Origin of the sequence: Prevotella sp. P4-67, assembly GCF_002251325.1 — a bacterium.
Taxonomy (GTDB): domain Bacteria; phylum Bacteroidota; class Bacteroidia; order Bacteroidales; family Bacteroidaceae; genus Prevotella.
This window is the reverse complement of record NZ_NPJL01000060.1, coordinates 23,949-41,223: the sequence shown is the minus strand read 5'-3', so window position 1 is coordinate 41,223 and position 17,275 is coordinate 23,949. Positions and strand designations below refer to the sequence as shown.

Genomic DNA, 17,275 nt, shown 5'->3' with positions numbered 1-17,275 from the left:
CATCACTTTCCTGCCGATTTCCTTTGCGCGTGTGTACATTATTATTATATTTGCAATGTAAACATCTTAACCCCAGTCCATGCGCCGCCAGATTGTCATAATGCTGTTGGGGCTCATGACCACACTGAGCCTCTCTGCTTTCGCCATTGCCGGAAGCAGGGGGAATGACCACGCCACCCAACCCTACAAATACATAGGCAAAGAACTCGACCGCACCCACGGCCTGGACTGGTTACATAAGGGAGGAGTGACTACACGAGAAGATTTTTTAGTGAATAATAAAGAGGTTATATCCGAGTTCAATATTTATATAACAGGAAATTCAAATGAAACATTAATCGGCAAAAACGGAAAGAAGATAGAAGATGGACCAGAATTAATTTTAGGACATGATTTTTTTGCCCATGTATTTCCTGTACTTTTTGGAAGTATAACTGGGAATGGCATTAAAAATGAGAATATTTTACGTCGAGAATTAGGAAAGGAAGAAAGGAAAGAAGATGAACACCCAGAGTAAATGTTTTGCAATAGTAATTTGTTGGTTGCTTTGCACGCCAGCACTAAGTAATTTGCAGACTATAGAGAATAGGAAATGCGAAATAACCAATGTTATATGGACAAAAGGCATGGATGTCGTAATAGAAAGAATGCCAAATGGCAGACAAAAAAAAACAACATATTATGTGGGAAATGGATGTTTCCCGACATTTATACTTTCCAATATTTTTATTGGAAAGTTTTGGAAGGAATCATGCCAGGATGAAGAGCCTATATTTTTTAAGTGGCATCACATTCCACCAGATTCTCTTTATATAGATGGAAAGGGGGATGCATCTTTCCCGAAAGGCAAATACAGATACAAACTGGTTCCCAAAAATAAGAAACAACACTATACTTATTTGTATTTGTATTCCAACCCATTTAACTATACTATATATATCACAAACGACTCCATTTTTAATCAGACACCAATATTCTCTTTACAAAGCCGGCAGCAGGGTCTATGACAACGGCGTGCTCAGCCGCCTGCTCTTCGACGGGGGATATGTGTCCTTCAGGGACTCCGTCCCCACATACCACTATTACATCAGGGACTACTTAGGCAACAACCGCATAGTGGCCGACGCCCACGGAAACGTGGAGGAGGTGAACCACTACTACCCATGGCGCGCTCATGGGCGACAGCCGCAACACCGGCCTGCAGCCCTACAAGTACATAGGAAAGGAGCTGGACCTCACTCACGGCCTGGACTGGTACGCCCACGGTGCCCGCCACTACGCCCCGTGCCCCCCTATCCCGCTTCTGAACTTCAGGCTCGCCAGACCACGCCACCGATGCACTCACGCTGACCAAAAATAAGGAAATGGAGATAAAAGAAAAAGTCAAGTCTTCCGACTTGACTTCTCTGTTGGGATACCCGGACTCGAACCAGGAAAGGCAGGACCAGAATCTGCAGTGTTACCATTACACCATATCCCAATTTGTTTCGAGCAATTGCCTCTTGCTCATTTGCGATTGCAAAGGTAGTGCTTTTTTTTCATACCCCAAAACTTTTTGCGCTTTTTTTCATAAAAAATTTCATTTTAGCGGTACTTTATACCATTATTCGGAGAATTAGGGTTAACTTTGCAGTATAAATCAAATTAGAAGACAACTGAATGACAACAACAAACAAATTGGTTGAGACCATTACTGAAGGTATACAGGAAAAGAAAGGTAAAAACATCGTGATAGCCGACCTCAGCGGCATCGACGGCGCCATCGCTCAATACTTCATCATCTGTCAGGGCAATTCACCCGCACAGGTAGAGGCTATAGCCGAGTCGGTGGGAGACATGGTGCGCGAGCGCATGGGCGAGAAGCCCGTAGGCGTGGTGGGTCTTGAGACCGACCAGTGGGTGGCTATCGACTTTGTCGATGCTTTGGTACATATCTTTCTGCCCGAGGTACGCGAGTTCTACGACCTTGAGCACCTCTGGGAAGATGCCCATCTTACCCGCATCCCCGACCTTGACTGATATATACACCTTATTATATATATAATATATAGCTATCATGAACAATTTCAATCCCAAAGATAAGCGACCCAACGACCAGCAACCCAAGATGCCCAAGTTCAACATGAACTGGCTCTACATATCGGTGCTTATCTTTATCGCCGTCATCGCCTTTAGCGGCGGAGGCAACCTGTTGGGCGTACAGGGCGTAAGCCAGGAGGCTACATACACCAAGTTCAAAGAATACGTAAGCAAGGGTTACGCCAGCAGGATTATCATCAACAACCAGGAGCACGAACTCAAGATGTATGTCAAGCCCCAAGCCCTCAAAGCCGTCTTCAACCAGCCGGCAGAGAAACTGGGCAAAGACCCATACGTCAAAGTCAACTATGGTTCGGTAGACAAGATAGAAGACTTCCTCTTGACAGCCCAGAAGAGCGGCAAGCTCAAGGACTATGACTACGAGAGACCCAATGAGAACACCCTGCTCAACCTGCTCTACAACTTCGGTCCCTTCCTGCTGCTCATCTTCGTATGGTTCTTCTTCATGAACCGCATGAACAGTGGCGGAGCCGGCGGCGGCGTATTCAATGTCGGCAAGAGCAAAGCCAAACTCTACGAGAAAGCCGGCGAGATGGGCGTCACATTCAAGGATGTGGCTGGTCAGGAAGGCGCCAAGCAAGAGGTGGAAGAAATCGTGGAGTTCCTGAAAAACCCAGAGAAGTTTACCGAGCTCGGAGGTAAAATCCCCAAGGGAGCGCTGCTTATCGGCCCTCCCGGAACCGGTAAGACGCTGCTGGCCAAAGCCGTGGCAGGCGAGGCCGACGTGCCCTTCTTCTCGATGAGCGGTTCCGACTTTGTCGAGATGTTTGTCGGCGTGGGAGCCAGCCGCGTGCGCGACGTATTCCGTCAGGCCAAGGAGAAGGCACCCTGCATCATCTTCATCGACGAGATCGACGCCGTAGGACGAGCCCGCAGCAAGAGCCCCGCCACCGGCGGCAACGACGAGCGAGAGAACACCCTCAACGCCCTGCTCACCGAGATGGACGGCTTCGGCACCAACTCGGGTGTCATCGTGCTTGCTGCCACCAACCGAGTAGACATGCTCGACAAGGCACTGCTCCGTGCAGGCCGTTTCGACCGTCAGATACACGTAGACCTGCCCGACCTGGCTGAGCGAAAGGCCATTTTCAATGTCCACCTGCGCCCGCTGAAGAAGGACGATACCGTAGACGTAGACTTCCTTGCCCGCCATACCCCTGGATTTTCCGGAGCCGACATCGCCAATGTCTGCAACGAGGCTGCCCTCATCGCCGCTCGGCACAACAGCACCCATGTGGGCAAGCAGGACTTCCTCAACGCCGTAGACCGCATCATCGGCGGTCTGGAGAAGAAGACCAAGGTTATGACCGCCGACGAGAAGCGCGCCATAGCCATCCACGAGGCCGGCCACGCCACCATCTCGTGGTTCTGCCAGTACGCCGACCCTCTGCTCAAGGTCACCATCGTACCCCGCGGCCAGGCCCTGGGCGCCGCATGGTATCTGCCCGAAGAGCGCGTCATCACCACCAAGGAGGAGATGCTCGACGAGATGTGCGCCCTGCTCGGAGGCCGCGCCGCAGAAGAGCTCTTCCGCGGTTCCATCTCCACTGGCGCCATGAACGACCTGGAGCGCGCCACCAAGAGTGCCTATGGCATGGTGGCTTATGCCGGTATGAGCGAAGCATTGCCCAATATCTGTTATTACAACAACCAGGAGTACCAGTTCCAGCGCCCCTACTCTGAGACCACAGCCAAGCTGATGGACGAGGAAGTGCTCAAGATGATAAACACCCAGTACGAGCGCGCCAAAAAACTGCTCAACGAGCACGCCGAGGGTCACCGCCAGCTGGCAGAGCTGCTCTTCCAGAAGGAGGTAATCTTCGCCGAAGATGTAGAGAAAATCTTCGGCAAGCGCCCATGGGTGAGCCGTTCCGAAGAAATCATCGAGGCCAACGAGGCCAATGCCCCCAAGCTCGAAGACATGCCCGAGGCGGTGAAGCAGGCCCAGGCCGAGCACGAGCGTGCCAAGGCTGAAGCCGAAGCCAACCACGACAACAAAGAAAATCAAGATAAAGAGGAGGAGTAAGACTATGAGTCCAAAAATGAAGAATTTTATCGTCCGCGCCATCACTGGCGCCCTGTTTGTTGCCATCATGGTCGCCGGACTTCTGGACCCCACCGCCATGATAGGGCTCTTCGCCCTCATCACAGGCCTTGCCCTGTGGGAATATACAGGTTTGGTCAACAACATTGAGAATGTCTGCATCAACCGGTTCATCTCTACCGTGGCAGGCGTCTATCTCTTTGTCGCCATCGCCGGCATCAACAGCGGCATCATCCAGACCAATGCCGTCTTTGTGCCCTATCTGCTCACGGTGGTCTATCTCTTTATCAGCGAGCTCTACACCCGCAACGCCAATGCCGTCAACGACTGGGCCTACACCATGCTCGGCCAGATGTATATCGCCCTGCCCCTGGCGTGCATCAATGTGCTGGCCTTCCGCCAGCAGCCCGACGGCACCATCTCCTTCTACTTCCTGCTGCCCCTGTCGGTCTACATCTTCCTGTGGGTCAACGACACCGGCGCCTACCTCAGCGGCTCACTCTTGGGACGCCACAAGCTCTTCCCCCGCATCAGCCCCGGCAAGTCGTGGGAAGGCTCCATCGGCGGCGGACTGTTGGTGCTCGTCGTAGCAGCCCTGCTCGGATGGTGGGAGAACAGCCACGAGTGTCTCTCCGGCCTCTCTGTCATCGAGTGGATGGGCCTCGGACTGGTAGTGGTATTCTTCGGCACCTGGGGCGACCTCGTCGAGAGTCTCTTCAAGCGCACCCTGGGCATCAAGGACAGCGGCAGCATCCTGCCGGGCCATGGTGGCATGCTCGACCGTTTTGACTCGTCGCTTATGGCCATCCCCGCATCTGTCATCTATATCTATTCACTCACCTTACTCTAAAAGATGAAGCAAGTAAAACCCAAGAAGAACTTAGGCCAGCACTTCCTGATAGATTTGGGCATAGCTCGGCGTATAGCCGACACGGTAGATGCCTGCCCCGACCTGCCCGTGCTCGAGATAGGACCCGGCATGGGCGTGCTCACCCAGTATCTGGTAGAGAAGCCACGCCCCGTCAAGGCCATCGAGATTGACCGCGAGTCGGTGGTATACCTCCACGACCGTTTCCCCAAGCTCCAGGACAACATCATCGGCGACGACTTCCTGCGCATGGACCTCACCACCATCTTCGACGGCCAGCCCTTTGTGCTCACGGGCAACTACCCCTACGACATATCCTCACAGATATTCTTCAAGATGCTCGACAACAAGGAGCTCATTCCCTGCTGCACCGGCATGATACAGCGCGAGGTGGCGCTGCGCATGGCGGCACAGCCCGGCAACAAGACCTACGGCATATTGTCGGTACTCATACAGGCATGGTACAATGTGGAATATCTCTTCACTGTAGATGAAGACGTGTTCAACCCACCGCCAAAGGTGAAGAGTGCGGTGATAAGAATGACGCGCAACGACGTGACCGCACTGGGCTGCGACGAGCGTCTCTTCAAGCGTCTGGTCAAGACGGTGTTCAACCAGCGCCGCAAGATGCTTCGCGTGAGCATCAAACAGATGTTCGGGGCGCAGAAGCCAGCAGACGAGTTCTTCACCCAGCCTATCATGACCCGACGCCCCGAACAGCTTGCTATCTCCGAGTTTGTCGACTTGACCAACCAGATAGCCCCCTACATGGGATAATCAATCAGTTTTTACAATTTTATACGAGACATTGCCTTTGCGGATGATATACACTCCCTTGGGCAATGTCTTTATCGTTTGCAGCGAGCCCAACCGCTTGCCATCGATGGCATACACGGCGGTAGAGGCGGCATCGTCGGTGCCCAGCTCGGGCATGGTGATGCCGTTGGCCGTATTGCCAAAGGAGAAGGAGCTCACCAGCGACTCGGCATAGCTTTTCACAACTTTTTCGCCTTTCTGCAGCACCACGGTGTTGCCCTTGAAGACGATGCGGTTTATGTCTGTGCCTATCTTGTAACTCACCTCACTGTTCACACCGTCGTTGAGGCGGAAGGTGAGCATCGAGTCTTCGGCCCATATGGTACAGCTGCAGCAGAGGGCCAGCAGAGATAAAACTGTCTTTTTCATCTTGATGTTTGTTTAGGTTGCAAATATAGGCAAAATTAGCGAATAAAAGCGACTTGCCCATGATTATTTCAGATTTTGTAAAGATTTCTGGCGATTTTCTTGTTGTTTCAGAACAAAAGCAGTATCTTTGAGGCGACTAAGAGGACGGAAACCGGCAGGACGAGCGAGTTTGTCAGGTCCGTCCAGACCAAAGTTTAAAGTGTATAACATAGTTAACAACGGTCCAAGTCTGTATTACGTGTCAGCGATGAGATGTCTGCAGATGCTAATTGGACTATGATATTTGCAAGCCTCCGAGATGTGATATCTCTGAGGCTTTTTTGTTTGCCTGCAGTGCTCCCCCGCCATCACCATCGCCATCGCCAATACCGCGGAGTGCATCAACAAATTGGTTTCAGGGTTTGATTTATCGGTTGCAAGCCTTGCCATAACTATTGCAGAGCCTGCAACCGTCATTTCACGCCACAAACTGCATTTTCCGAGCATCTCTGGCTGGATGGTGGTCATTCCCTGCGAAGAGAGGGGAATCACCTGCAAGGCGAGGGGTATCAACTGCGAGGCGAGGGGCATCACCTGCGAGGCGAGGGGCATCACCGCTCCCGGCGCCCTACCCTATGGCCCGCTATAGGCTGACTGCGGGGCTGACTATCAACCCTAAATGCTGGTAAATCACATAGAATAATGACACAAAAACAAGAAAAGGCGGGTTTTTCACGCAAAGGAAGGAAATAATTATTACATTTGCGATTGACTAATGTCAATCCCGTCAAGTTAACCGCGACGCCCGCCCTCACGCCGTTCTCCCAGGCTGCGACCGGGGGCATATAACTTACCACAATGAAAGATATGAAACTTAAAGACCATTACGATGTGATTATCATTGGTGGAGGCATCACAGGCGCAGGCACTGCCCGCGACTGTAGCATGCGTGGCCTGCGCGTACTGCTCGTCGAGCGCCACGACTTCACCCACGGCGCCACCGGCCGCAACCACGGTCTGCTGCACAGTGGTGCCCGCTATGCCGTCACCGACCAGGAGAGCGCTACCGAGTGTATCGTGGAGAACAAGATACTGCGACGCATTGCGCCCCACTGTGTCGAAGAGCACGACGGACTCTTCATCACGCTGCCCGAAGACGACCTGGCTTACCAGCAGCTCTTCGTCGACAGCTGTCTGCGTGCCGGCATCCGCGCCGAGATTATCGACCCCAAGCTGGCGCTCAAGCGCGAGCCCTCTGTCAACCCCGACCTGATAGGCGCTGTGGTGGTGCCCGACGGCAGCATCGACCCCTTCCTGCTCACGATGAGCAATGTGCTCGACGCCCGTCGTCATGGTGCCGACATGCTTACCTATCACGAAGCCTCAAGCCTCATCATACGCAACGGAAGGGTCGAAGGAGTAAACCTGCGCAACACCATAACCGGTGAGCGCATGGAGGCCCACGCCACCATCACCATCAATGCCGCCGGCATCTGGGGCATGGAGATAGCGCGCATGGCTGGGGTGACGGTCAACATGTTTCCCGCCAAGGGCTCGCTGCTGGTCTTCGGCCACCGCGTCAACAATATGGTCATCAACCGCTGCCGCAAGCCTGCCAACGCCGACATACTCGTGCCGGGCGACGTCATCACCGTGATAGGCACCACCTCCGAGCGCGTGCCTATGGAGGAAGTCGAGAACATGAGGGTAACCCCCGAAGAGGTCGACGTGCTGCTCAAGGAGGGATGCAAACTGGCGCCCTCGCTGGCGTCAACGCGAATTTTGCGTGCCTATGCTGGAGTGAGGCCACTCGTGGCAAGCGACCACGACGCCACGGGTCGCAGCATAAGCCGAGGCATCGTGTGTCTGGACCACGAGGTGCGAGACGGACTGGCGGGCTTCATCACCATCACCGGCGGCAAGCTCATGACCTACCGACTCATGGCCGAGATGGCTACCGACAAGGTGTGCGAGAAGCTCAACATACAGCGTGAGTGCGAGACAGCCATCACGCCGCTGCCCAACCCCGAAATGCGCAGCGACAAGGCGTTCCGCCACCATGGAACCATGACTCCAGAGCCGCTGGTGTGCGAGTGTGAGGGCGTATCGCGCCGCGATGTAAAGCAGCTCATAGACGACCATCAGGTCACCAGCCTCTCCCAGCTGCGCCGACGCACCCGCCTGGGCATGGGCACCTGTCAGGGACAGCTCTGCGCCTATCGTGCCGAGCGCATGCTCGAAGAACTCTGCCACAAGACCAAGGCCCAGAGCCGTCAGGACGTGATGCGTTTTCTCAACGAGCGCTGGAAGGGTATGGCAGCCGTAGCCTGGGGCCCCACACTGAGCGAATGTCAGCTCATGGGCTACATCTACCAGTCTATCTTGGGTATTAGGAAAGAGAAATAACAACGACAAGCAATCAGAATAACGTGAAATTTGATACTATTATAATAGGTGGAGGTCTCAGCGGACTCACTTGCGGCATCAGCCTTGCCGAGGGTGGGCAGCATGTGGCCATCATCAGTCGCGGACAGAGCAGCATGTTCTTCAGCGACGGTTCGTTCGGTCTCCTGGGCTACGACAACGACGGCAACGAAGTGGCGCACCCCGCCGAGGCTATGGGCCAGTTGGCCGCCACGCATCCCTACACCAAGATGGGTGCCGAGCGCACCCTCTCTCTTGCCCGTCGGGCGCAGTCACTGCTCCAGGCTGCCGGCGTAGAGATGGACGGCAGCTACGACGCCAACCACACGCGCGTCACCCAGTTTGGCACCGCCATGCCGGCATGGCTCACCATCGTGGGCCACGACAAAGACGGTGAAGCCACCTTCCCCTTCATCTACGGCAGAAGCATCCAGACCACACTGCAAAAGCGGTTTGAACTCCTCGGCGGAACCTATCTGCTGGGCGACGAGATAGTGGCTGCCAAGGCGTGGAGCGCCGATGGCACAAGGCTCATAAGCGTAATATCGAAGCACCTGAACGCCGAGCCGCTCGAAGCCGACCACTTCGTGCTGGCGGCAGGCTCGTTCTACAGCGGTGGCATCATGGCCGACTACGAGCACGTGTTCGAGCCCGTGTTCGACCTCCGTGTCGACGCACTCGCCGACCGCAGCCAGTGGGCACTCGACGATGCCTTCGACGAGCAGCCCTTCATGGAGTTTGGCGTGGCTACGGACGCCACATTCAGGGTCACCAAAGACGACAAGACCATCGACAATCTCTTTGCCATCGGCAGCATACTGAGCGGACACAACTCCATCAGCCTCGCCGACAAGGAAGGCGTGTCGATGACCACTGCCCTGCACGTGGCAGAGTCCATAAAACAATAAAGAGCTATGAGTAAAGATATACAGTTATACCAGGTCAGCGAGAACGACCTGGAGAAGTGTCTGAAATGTTCCATCTGCAACGCGTACTGCCCGGTGAGCGGCGTCACGCTCAAGTTTCCCGGTCCCAAGTGGGCGGGGCCTGACGGCGAGCGCCACCGTCTGAAAGACGAGACCTGCTTTGACGAGAAGACCATGAAGATGTGCCTCAACTGCAAGCGTTGCGAGATTGTCTGTCCGCAAGGCGTCAAGGTGGGCGACATCATCCAGAGCGCCCGCATCAAGTACAGCCTGCAGGGCATAGGCATCAGAGAGTTTATGCTCGCCAATACCGACCTCGTGGGTACGCTCGCCACCCACTCCTTCGGACTCGCCAACCGCGTGGTCAACATGGGACTTACCAAGTGGATGCTCCACAAGATGGTGGGCATACACCAGGGCCGCACCTTCCCTGCCTACGCCTCGCACACGTTTGAGGCGTGGTACCGCCGTGAAGCCGCCAAAGGCCAGCAGAGCTTCGACCGCAAGGTGGCTTACTTCCATGGTTGCTATGTCAACTACAACTTCCCCGAACTGGGCAAGCACCTCGTGCGGGTGCTCAACGCCATGGGCTATGGCGTATCACTCATCAAGGGAGAGCAGTGCTGCGGTCTGCCAGCCATAGCCAACGGCATGAGCGAGAAGGCGCGCGCCAACGGCCGCCACAACATAGCCGCCATGGAGCGGGCACTACGCGACGCCGAGTGCATCGTCACCACCTCGTCGTCGTGCACCTTCACCATGCGCAGCGAGTATGAGAGTCTGCTCAGACTCGACAACAGCAGCGTGGCAGAGAGCATCAACCTCGCCACCAAGTTTATCTACCAGCAACTCAAATCGGGCGCCGCCCAACTGCGTTTCAAGCCCCACTTCAAGCTGCGCGTGGCTTACCACTCGGCATGCCACATGGAGCGGTTGGGATGGACCATCTACAGCATCGAACTGCTCAAGATGATACCCGGCCTCGAGCTGGTCAAACTCGAAAGCCGCTGCTGTGGCATCGGTGGTACCTACGGCTTCAAGAAGGAGAATTACGATGTGTCGCAGTCTATCGGTGCCCCGCTCTTCAAGCAGATTGGCGAGGTAGACCCCGATGTGGTGGTCACCGACTGCGAGACCTGCAAGTGGCAGATAGAGATGAGCACACCCTACCGGGTAATGAACCCCATCTCAATCATCAACGATGCAATATTATACTAAAACAAGACATATATGGAAAACAGAGTAACAATGGCATTGGACAATGCTACCACCACCAAGGCCCTGCAACTGGGATGTGGTGTGATAAGCACCGTGGGTGAAGTCTTCGCCCAGCAGTTTGCCGGCCGCAAGGCCATCATCGTCGCCGACAAGACCACATGGCACGTGGCTGGAGCCAAGGTAGCCGAAATCCTCGCCCGCGATGGCATCGCCACCTGCGAACCTTATATCTTCGACGAGCCCGAGATGCACGCCGAATGGAAATACATAGACCGCCTGGATGCCGTGCTGGCTCAGACCGACGCCGTGGCAATAGCCGTGGGCTCGGGCACCATCAACGACACCACCAAGCTCTGCTCGGCCCATCAGCAGCGACCCTACATGGTAGTGGCGACAGCCGCCTCGATGGACGGATATGTGGCGTCGGGCGCATCGATAACCAAGGACGGCAAGAAGCAGACCTTCGCCTGCCCCGCTCCCCAGGCTGTGGTGGCCGATGTCGACATCATAGCCGGCGCACCCGAAGCCATGACCGCCTCGGGCTACGGCGACCTCTTCGCCAAGGTTCCGGCTGGAGCCGACTGGATAGTGGCCGACGTGATAGGCAACGAGAAGATAGACCCGCTGTCGTGGAGCATCGTGCAGGACGGACTGCACAGCGCGCTCGCCGACCCCGAGGGCGCACGGCGTGGCGACAAGCACGCCATAGAGCAGCTCATAGAGGGTCTGTTGCTCGGCGGATTTGCCATGCAGGCCTACCCCAAGACCTCGAGGCCCGCCTCGGGCGCCGAACACCAAGTGAGCCACATGCTCAATATGGCCAATTTCACCATGGCCAACGGCAATATGCCATCGCATGGTTTCCAGGTGAGCATGGGTGTGCTGGTGTCGCTCTCGCTCTATGAGTATCTGCTCGAGATGGACATCGAGCATCTGGACATCGAAGCCTGTGTCGAGGCATGGCCCTCGCTCGAAGAGCAGGAGGCCCACACGCGCAACACCTTTGCTGGCTCGGGTCTGGAAGACTTCTGCGTGGGAGAGATACGTGCCAAATATGTAAGCCGCGACCAACTGCGCCAGGAGCTGACCGCCATCCGCGACAACTGGAGCACACTGCGCGAGCGGCTGCAGCAGCAGCTGGTATCGGTGGCAGAGGCCAAGCGCCGTCTGCAGATGGTGGGCGCGCCGACCGAGCCCGAAGATATCGACATCAGCCGCAGCTATCTCAAGGAAATCATCTACAAGTCGCAGTTTATACGCCGCCGCTACACCATCATGGATGTCGCCGTAAGGCTCAACCGCTATGAAGAGTGGCTCGACCGCCTCTTCTCAGAACGCGGACTGTGGCCCATAGATCGCTAAGACCCAGACTATAACCCTATTAACTACTGACAGATATGACCAAGACATTCAAATACTGGCAATGGCGCACCATCTTCGCCACCATGATAGGCTATGCCATCTTCTACTTCGTGAGAAAGAACTTCTCGTTTGCCATCCCCGGACTTACCGCCGAATATGGCATCTCCAAGACCAGCTTCGGTATCATCATGACCCTGGTGACGGTGGTCTATGGTGCGTCGAGATTTCTCAACGGCTATCTCGCCGACCGCTTCAACGCCCGCTACCACATGGCGATAGGACTGCTGCTCTGTGCCGCAGCCAACTACGCCTTCGGTTTTGGCGCCGACCTGAGTTACCTCATCACCGGCGAGAGCTCGGGACCACAGTTTGTCAACACCATGGTGTTCATCTTCGGCCTGTTCCTGCTGCTGAACAACCTCTTCCAAGGCTCGGGCTTCCCCCCATGCAACCGCCTGCTCACCCACTGGATTCCCGCCAATGAGCTGGCTACCAAGATGTCTATCTGGAACACCTCCCACTCGATAGGAGCCTCTATCGTGGCCATCCTCTGCGGCTACATCATGGCAACGATGGGCCAGGGCGCGTGGAAGTGGTGCTTCTGGATACCCGCCACCATAGCCCTCGTGGGCGCCATAGGCATCTATGTCTTCCTGCGCGACACACCATCGTCGGTAGGACTGCCCGAGCTCCACACCATCAACAAGAAGGGCAAGGAGGGAGGCGCCGAGTACAAGGCGTTCCTGCGCAAGATGGTATTCCGCAACAAGTGGATATGGATACTGGCCATCGCCAACTTCATGGTCTACATCGTGCGCTTCGCTGTGCTCGACTGGGGTCCCACCTTCCTCAAGGAGGCTCGCGGCATGAGCCTTGCCAACGCCGGATGGACGGTAGCCATCTTTGAGATATTCGGCATCATCGGCATGATAGTCTCGGGCTGGCTCACCGACCACGTGTTCAAGGGCAAGGCCCATCGCACCTGCTTCTGGTTCATGGCGGGCGTGGCTGTGTTTATGACCATCTTCGTATCGCTGCCCACCGGCACATCGATGCCCGTGATGGTGGTAGTGCTCGCCATGGCAGGTTTCTTCATCTACGGCCCGCAGGCGCTGATAGGCATCGCCGCCTCTAACCAGGCCACCAACCGCGCCGCAGCCACCGCCAACGGACTCATCGGAATGTTTGGCTATGCCAGCGGCATCGTGAGCGGCATCGGCGTGGGTATGCTCGTCGACGCATGGGGCAACTGGGACTATGTATTCTATGGTATGATAGGTATCGCCGTGCTCTGCGTGGCTGTCTTCACGCTCATGTGGAACGCCAAGGCCGACGGCTATGCCGAAGAAGAAACCACTAAACAGTAAACTATGCAACTGGAAAAAATCAAGCATGTGGCGCTCGACATGGATGGCACCATCTATCTCGGCGACACGCTCTTTCCCTACACCATCGACTTCCTCGACAAGCTCAAGAGGATGGGTATAAGCTACTCGTTTCTGACCAACAACCCGTCGAAGTCGATAGAGGACTATCTGAAGAAGCTCGCACGCATGGGAATACATGCTACCGAGGAGGAGATATACAACACCACCGTGGCGACCATCGACTATATCAAGGCCCACTACCCCGAGGCGCGGCGCCTCTTCCTCTTGGGCACGCCCAGCATGATTTCCCAATTTGAGGCAGCCGGCTTCACATCCTGCGAGGACACCCCCGAAGACGTGCCGGATATCGTGGTGGCTGCCTTTGACATGACGCTCACCTACAAGAGGCTGTGCAGGGCGGCATGGTGGATAAGCAGGGGGCTGCCCTACATCGCCACAAACCCCGACCGGGTGTGCCCCACCAACGAGGAGACCGTGCTGGTAGACTGCGGCTCTATCTGCCGCTGCCTGGAGAGCGCCACCGGACGCAAGCCCGACATCACGCTGGGCAAGCCCGACCCCAATATGCTCATCGGAATACAGCAACAGCGCGGGCTCAAGCCCGAAGAGATACTCATGGTGGGCGACCGCATCTATACCGACATTGCGATGGCGTTCAATGCGGGCGCCATGGGTTGTCTGGTCCTCTCGGGCGAGACCACGATGGAGGTGGCGCAGGCAGCCGAACGCCAGCCCGACCTCATCGTAGACAGCATCGAGGTGCTCGGCAACATGTTACAACAAATCCACGACCGATGATGCGCAGACCTATATTGACTCTACTGCTCCTGGTGCTCTGCCTGGGCTGCGTGGCACAGGACTTCCCCAAGCGTATCTTCTCGGGGTATCAGGGCGACTTCCACGTTCAGGGCGCTGCCTATGACCGTCAGCGCCAGTGTGTGTACATGTCGTTTACCACCAAACTGATGAAATACGATCTCCAGGGCCGTCTCATCGCCAGCGTCAACGGACTCACGGGCCATCTGGGCTGCATCGGCATCAACCCCGATGACGGCAGACTCTACGGGTCGCTCGAGTACAAGCACGACGTGATAGGCACGGGCATCACGGGCAACCTGGGCGTGAAAAACGACGCCCGCACGGGCTTCTATGTGGCCATCTTCGACCTCGACAAGATAGACCGCATCGACATGAGCCCCGACGAGGTGATGACCACGGTGTATATCCCCGAAGTGGTGGCCGACTGCGAAGCCACCGTCGTCAACAACGGTCGCCAGGTGGCGCATCGCTACGGCGCATCGGGCATCGACGGCCTCACCTTTGCTCCGCAGTGGGGCAAGAGGTCTGGCCGCAACTATCTCTACCTGGGCTACGGTGTCTATGGTGACACTACGCGCACAGACAATGACTATCAGGTGTTGCTCTGCTATGATGTGCGCCAGTGGAGCAGGTATGCACGCAAGATAGACCCCACCCACATCCACGAGTCGGGTCCCGCGAAGCCGCGCGCCAAGTACTTTGTCTATACGGGCAACTCAGATTATGGCATCCAGAACCTGGAATACGACGCCTCGACGGGCTACATGTTCGCCGCGGTCTATCACGGCTACAAGAGCCAGTGGCCCCGCTATGAGATGTATGCCATCGACACGCGCGTCAAGCCTCACAAGGGTTGGCTGCGGGGTGTGGAGCCGAGAGAGAAGGCCCCTCTGCTCACCCTGGTGCGTAGTGGCAAACCCTCGGCAGGCGGCGAGGTGTGGGGATGGGAGCGTACGCGTGGCGCCACAGGCATGATAGCCCTCGGCAACGGTCTCTTCTATCTCTCCGAGAATGGTCTGGTGAAGACCAAGGGCAAAGGCAACTACACCAATCTGCGCCTCTATCGCTGGAGCGATGACAAAGGTTTTGTAAGACAATAGCACGCTGCCAAGGCAGATAGCGACCACAACCAACGGCCCGACGGACAGCACCGTCGGGCCGTTGTTGTCTATGCAGGTGGTTATGTACAGCGATGGCGTGACCACCGGTAGCGGTGACGAGGGTGGCAAGAAGCGGCAGGGAGGACGGCAAGAGAGTAAGGGTAGCAACCTCAAGCAGCCTTGCATCACGCATCACGAGTTCCACAAGACGACTCAAGTCATTGCATACCATACGGATAGCAAGGCTATCCATGGTCATTGCCAGCTCGTATCATAAGGCACGAGTCCACGTATCAAACGGCACGAAAGCTCGTATCATACGACACGTGTCCACGTAACATACGTCACGTGCCAGCCGAGTGGACTGCGGTGGGAGTGGAGGTGAAACCGGCAGCGGCGCAAGGGCACACTACTGCGCGAAAAGGTAAAGTACAGCATGTAGCCGTAGACATTACACACAGCAGGAGAATGGAATGAATTATGAAGAGGAATACTATCAAGTCGAGAATAACGCCTTCGGCTAAGCGCAACACCTACAGCGTTGCTATCCTTTTCTGTATCCATACCCAGGGTTGGGAAATCGCAACTCCTACAGAGTTGCCGGAGGTGCGTACCATCCCACGACGGGCACCCCTTAATGCTTAGTATCGCTGTCCGCTAATACTCTTTTGAGCATAAAGAATCAGGGCGGGATTCCTCGCATGGAATTCAGTGCTATCAGTTGCCTTGCTTCTTGAAATTCAATTCCAATATCTTTTCGACTATCGTATGCGCTTAGCTGTACTTTATCTACTCGATTCTGATATGACCATCAACGACATCGCCATAAAACTGGGCTACGACTACCAAAGCTACTTCTACACAGCCTTTAAGCGAAAATATGGCGTAAGTCCTATTGAATATAGAGCCATGCAGCATGCTCAAGATGCAAAACATGAGGATGTTTAGCGCGGACGTAAAGGAAAGGAATGTTATTCTGTTTCAGCCTTCGGTTAATATCATCTGCATCAGTTCCTCGTTGGCTCTGTTGTTTACCGACGCATCCTTTACCTCAGAAAGATAGTCGAGTGTGGCAGAACATTCGCCTGTTATGTCTACGCCGATTACCTTCTCGTGGGCATATATGATGCGCAGCACGGCTTGGAGTTGCATGAGAGTCATGTCTCCATTACTCCAATCGGTAATGGCATCTTGCTTTCTAAGCACGTCCTTGTCTATGGAAATGTAGACAGGCTCATGTATCAACTTGCCAGCCTTTGAGGGCCATGCTTGATGATGGTCTATTTCTGCTTGGCTGTAGAACATCACTTTCTTCCTTAGATGCGCCGGCACCTGGGATATCAATTCGTCAGAAGCACCAACGATAATGATATTCCTTACAAAAGTGTTCTTCTCCAATACATCCGTAACCCAACCGCCACATGAAACAACACCCTTCCATTGTGGCTGCTGCATGTCAGGATGGTGGTCAAGCACAATCAGAGAGAACGGCTCTTGTAGTCTGGAAACCCAATATTCAGTAAGATAATGATAGTCGCCCGAATCAATAAAGTGAAGCGCCTTTGCAGGATACGGAGCAAGCAGCTGGCGCAGCTCTTTCATTCCATCCTCATCACAATAGCAGTCTACGCCATTAAGTTCACGACAGTCAACATGGACAATCTCCTGACTTGAGGCAAACGACTCGTAATCGTATACATCAGAGAAATTGAGGAGTATAATAGGCAGTTTCTTTTTCATAAACGCAAGAATTTTGGCAACAGTATTGCTATTAACACAAATGACCTATAAACAGCAGTCGGTAATGGCCGCATTGTTCGTATGTCATCAAGCAAATGGAGCACAAGTCTAAACCTGTGCTC

18 protein-coding genes and 1 tRNA gene are annotated in these 17,275 nt (G+C 55.0%); 16 read left to right on the top strand and 3 right to left on the bottom strand.

The window, feature by feature from the left end; genetic code table 11:
- Window positions 1–115: 115 nt before the first annotated feature.
- The gene (locus tag CIK92_RS10755; protein WP_144007708.1) at window positions 116–517 is read left to right on the top strand and encodes a hypothetical protein; all 402 of its coding nucleotides are present in this window, start codon (window positions 116–118) and stop codon (window positions 515–517) included.
- Window positions 501–1,007, top strand: a complete 507-nt coding sequence (locus CIK92_RS10750; protein WP_144007709.1) for a hypothetical protein — start codon at window positions 501–503, stop codon at window positions 1,005–1,007. Before CIK92_RS10755 ends, CIK92_RS10750 begins: the two co-directional genes overlap by 17 nt.
- Before the next feature lie 402 nt (window positions 1,008–1,409).
- Here CIK92_RS10750 and CIK92_RS10740 read toward each other — a convergent pair.
- A tRNA-Gln gene (locus tag CIK92_RS10740) sits at window positions 1,410–1,480 on the bottom strand.
- A 179-nt stretch (window positions 1,481–1,659) separates the two neighbouring features.
- Here CIK92_RS10740 and rsfS point away from each other — a divergent pair.
- The 4 genes from rsfS to rsmA are packed head-to-tail and all read left to right on the top strand — an operon-like array spanning window position 1,660 to window position 5,789.
- Window positions 1,660–2,019: a ribosome silencing factor gene (gene rsfS, locus CIK92_RS10735; protein ID WP_094384699.1), complete on the top strand. Its 360-nt coding sequence runs from the start codon at window positions 1,660–1,662 to the stop codon at window positions 2,017–2,019.
- A gap of 37 nt (window positions 2,020–2,056) precedes the next feature.
- Complete coding sequence (gene ftsH, locus CIK92_RS10730; protein WP_094389070.1) at window positions 2,057–4,126, top strand: ATP-dependent zinc metalloprotease FtsH; 2,070 nt, start codon at window positions 2,057–2,059, stop codon at window positions 4,124–4,126.
- A gap of 4 nt (window positions 4,127–4,130) precedes the next feature.
- Window positions 4,131–4,994 carry a phosphatidate cytidylyltransferase gene (locus tag CIK92_RS10725; RefSeq protein WP_094389069.1) on the top strand — a complete coding sequence of 288 codons (864 nt, stop codon included), beginning with the start codon at window positions 4,131–4,133 and terminating at the stop codon, window positions 4,992–4,994.
- 3 nt (window positions 4,995–4,997) lie between these two features.
- Window positions 4,998–5,789, top strand: coding sequence for a 16S rRNA (adenine(1518)-N(6)/adenine(1519)-N(6))-dimethyltransferase RsmA (rsmA, locus tag CIK92_RS10720; protein ID WP_022309830.1), 792 nt, complete (start codon window positions 4,998–5,000; stop codon window positions 5,787–5,789).
- Here rsmA and CIK92_RS10715 read toward each other — a convergent pair whose 3' ends face one another.
- The gene (locus tag CIK92_RS10715) at window positions 5,790–6,197 is read right to left on the bottom strand and encodes a hypothetical protein (protein ID WP_022309829.1); all 408 of its coding nucleotides are present in this window, start codon (window positions 6,195–6,197) and stop codon (window positions 5,790–5,792) included.
- Window positions 6,198–7,043: 846 nt separating this feature from the next.
- Here CIK92_RS10715 and glpA point away from each other — a divergent pair.
- The 10 genes from glpA to CIK92_RS14210 all read left to right on the top strand — a co-directional run bounded on the left by glpA (window position 7,044) and on the right by CIK92_RS14210 (window position 16,361).
- Window positions 7,044–8,582, top strand: a complete 1,539-nt coding sequence (glpA, locus tag CIK92_RS10705) for an anaerobic glycerol-3-phosphate dehydrogenase subunit A (RefSeq protein WP_371327092.1) — start codon at window positions 7,044–7,046, stop codon at window positions 8,580–8,582.
- 23 nt (window positions 8,583–8,605) lie between these two features.
- Entirely contained in the window at window positions 8,606–9,508 is a 903-nt protein-coding gene (locus CIK92_RS10700) for an anaerobic glycerol-3-phosphate dehydrogenase subunit B (protein ID WP_094389067.1), read from the top strand.
- Window positions 9,509–9,514: 6 nt separating this feature from the next.
- On the top strand, window positions 9,515–10,744 hold the full coding sequence (glpC, locus tag CIK92_RS10695) for an anaerobic glycerol-3-phosphate dehydrogenase subunit GlpC (protein WP_094389066.1): 1,230 nt from the start codon (window positions 9,515–9,517) through the stop codon (window positions 10,742–10,744).
- A 12-nt stretch (window positions 10,745–10,756) separates the two neighbouring features.
- Complete coding sequence (locus tag CIK92_RS10690; RefSeq protein WP_094389065.1) at window positions 10,757–12,106, top strand: sn-glycerol-1-phosphate dehydrogenase; 1,350 nt, start codon at window positions 10,757–10,759, stop codon at window positions 12,104–12,106.
- A gap of 35 nt (window positions 12,107–12,141) precedes the next feature.
- Window positions 12,142–13,473 (top strand): MFS transporter, encoded by a 1,332-nt coding sequence (locus tag CIK92_RS10685; RefSeq protein WP_094389064.1) that lies wholly within the window; start codon window positions 12,142–12,144, stop codon window positions 13,471–13,473.
- 3 nt (window positions 13,474–13,476) lie between these two features.
- Window positions 13,477–14,292 carry an HAD-IIA family hydrolase gene (locus CIK92_RS10680; RefSeq protein ID WP_094389063.1) on the top strand — a complete coding sequence of 272 codons (816 nt, stop codon included), beginning with the start codon at window positions 13,477–13,479 and terminating at the stop codon, window positions 14,290–14,292.
- The gene (locus tag CIK92_RS10675) at window positions 14,289–15,413 is read left to right on the top strand and encodes a hypothetical protein (RefSeq protein ID WP_094389062.1); all 1,125 of its coding nucleotides are present in this window, start codon (window positions 14,289–14,291) and stop codon (window positions 15,411–15,413) included. Before CIK92_RS10680 ends, CIK92_RS10675 begins: the two co-directional genes overlap by 4 nt.
- A gap of 82 nt (window positions 15,414–15,495) precedes the next feature.
- Complete coding sequence (locus CIK92_RS10670; protein ID WP_144289404.1) at window positions 15,496–15,690, top strand: hypothetical protein; 195 nt, start codon at window positions 15,496–15,498, stop codon at window positions 15,688–15,690.
- Between the two features lie 203 nt (window positions 15,691–15,893).
- A complete protein-coding gene (locus CIK92_RS13800; protein WP_158214779.1) occupies window positions 15,894–16,058 on the top strand; it encodes a hypothetical protein in 165 nt (54 codons plus the stop codon).
- A gap of 66 nt (window positions 16,059–16,124) precedes the next feature.
- A complete protein-coding gene (locus tag CIK92_RS14210; RefSeq protein ID WP_256387337.1) occupies window positions 16,125–16,361 on the top strand; it encodes a helix-turn-helix transcriptional regulator in 237 nt (78 codons plus the stop codon).
- Window positions 16,362–16,394: 33 nt separating this feature from the next.
- Here CIK92_RS14210 and CIK92_RS10660 read toward each other — a convergent pair whose 3' ends face one another.
- Window positions 16,395–17,153 carry an arginase family protein gene (locus tag CIK92_RS10660; protein WP_094389060.1) on the bottom strand — a complete coding sequence of 253 codons (759 nt, stop codon included), beginning with the start codon at window positions 17,151–17,153 and terminating at the stop codon, window positions 16,395–16,397.
- Window positions 17,154–17,275: the final 122 nt, after the last annotated feature.

Bases quoted from the DNA above. Each gene is read 5' to 3' on its own strand.
- CIK92_RS10755 (WP_144007708.1), top strand. From the start codon at position 116: ATGACCACACTGAGCCTCTCTGCTTTCGCCATTGCCGGAAGCAGGGGG.
- CIK92_RS10750 (WP_144007709.1), top strand. From the start codon at position 501: ATGAACACCCAGAGTAAATGTTTTGCAATAGTAATTTGTTGGTTGCTT.
- rsfS (WP_094384699.1), top strand. From the start codon at position 1,660: ATGACAACAACAAACAAATTGGTTGAGACCATTACTGAAGGTATACAG.
- ftsH (WP_094389070.1), top strand. From the start codon at position 2,057: ATGAACAATTTCAATCCCAAAGATAAGCGACCCAACGACCAGCAACCC.
- CIK92_RS10725 (WP_094389069.1), top strand. From the start codon at position 4,131: ATGAGTCCAAAAATGAAGAATTTTATCGTCCGCGCCATCACTGGCGCC.
- rsmA (WP_022309830.1), top strand. From the start codon at position 4,998: ATGAAGCAAGTAAAACCCAAGAAGAACTTAGGCCAGCACTTCCTGATA.
- CIK92_RS10715 (WP_022309829.1), bottom strand. From the start codon at position 6,197: ATGAAAAAGACAGTTTTATCTCTGCTGGCCCTCTGCTGCAGCTGTACC.
- glpA (WP_371327092.1), top strand. From the start codon at position 7,044: ATGAAACTTAAAGACCATTACGATGTGATTATCATTGGTGGAGGCATC.
- glpC (WP_094389066.1), top strand. From the start codon at position 9,515: ATGAGTAAAGATATACAGTTATACCAGGTCAGCGAGAACGACCTGGAG.
- CIK92_RS10690 (WP_094389065.1), top strand. From the start codon at position 10,757: ATGGAAAACAGAGTAACAATGGCATTGGACAATGCTACCACCACCAAG.
- CIK92_RS10685 (WP_094389064.1), top strand. From the start codon at position 12,142: ATGACCAAGACATTCAAATACTGGCAATGGCGCACCATCTTCGCCACC.
- CIK92_RS10680 (WP_094389063.1), top strand. From the start codon at position 13,477: ATGCAACTGGAAAAAATCAAGCATGTGGCGCTCGACATGGATGGCACC.
- CIK92_RS10675 (WP_094389062.1), top strand. From the start codon at position 14,289: ATGATGCGCAGACCTATATTGACTCTACTGCTCCTGGTGCTCTGCCTG.
- CIK92_RS10670 (WP_144289404.1), top strand. From the start codon at position 15,496: ATGTACAGCGATGGCGTGACCACCGGTAGCGGTGACGAGGGTGGCAAG.
- CIK92_RS13800 (WP_158214779.1), top strand. From the start codon at position 15,894: ATGAAGAGGAATACTATCAAGTCGAGAATAACGCCTTCGGCTAAGCGC.
- CIK92_RS10660 (WP_094389060.1), bottom strand. From the start codon at position 17,153: ATGAAAAAGAAACTGCCTATTATACTCCTCAATTTCTCTGATGTATAC.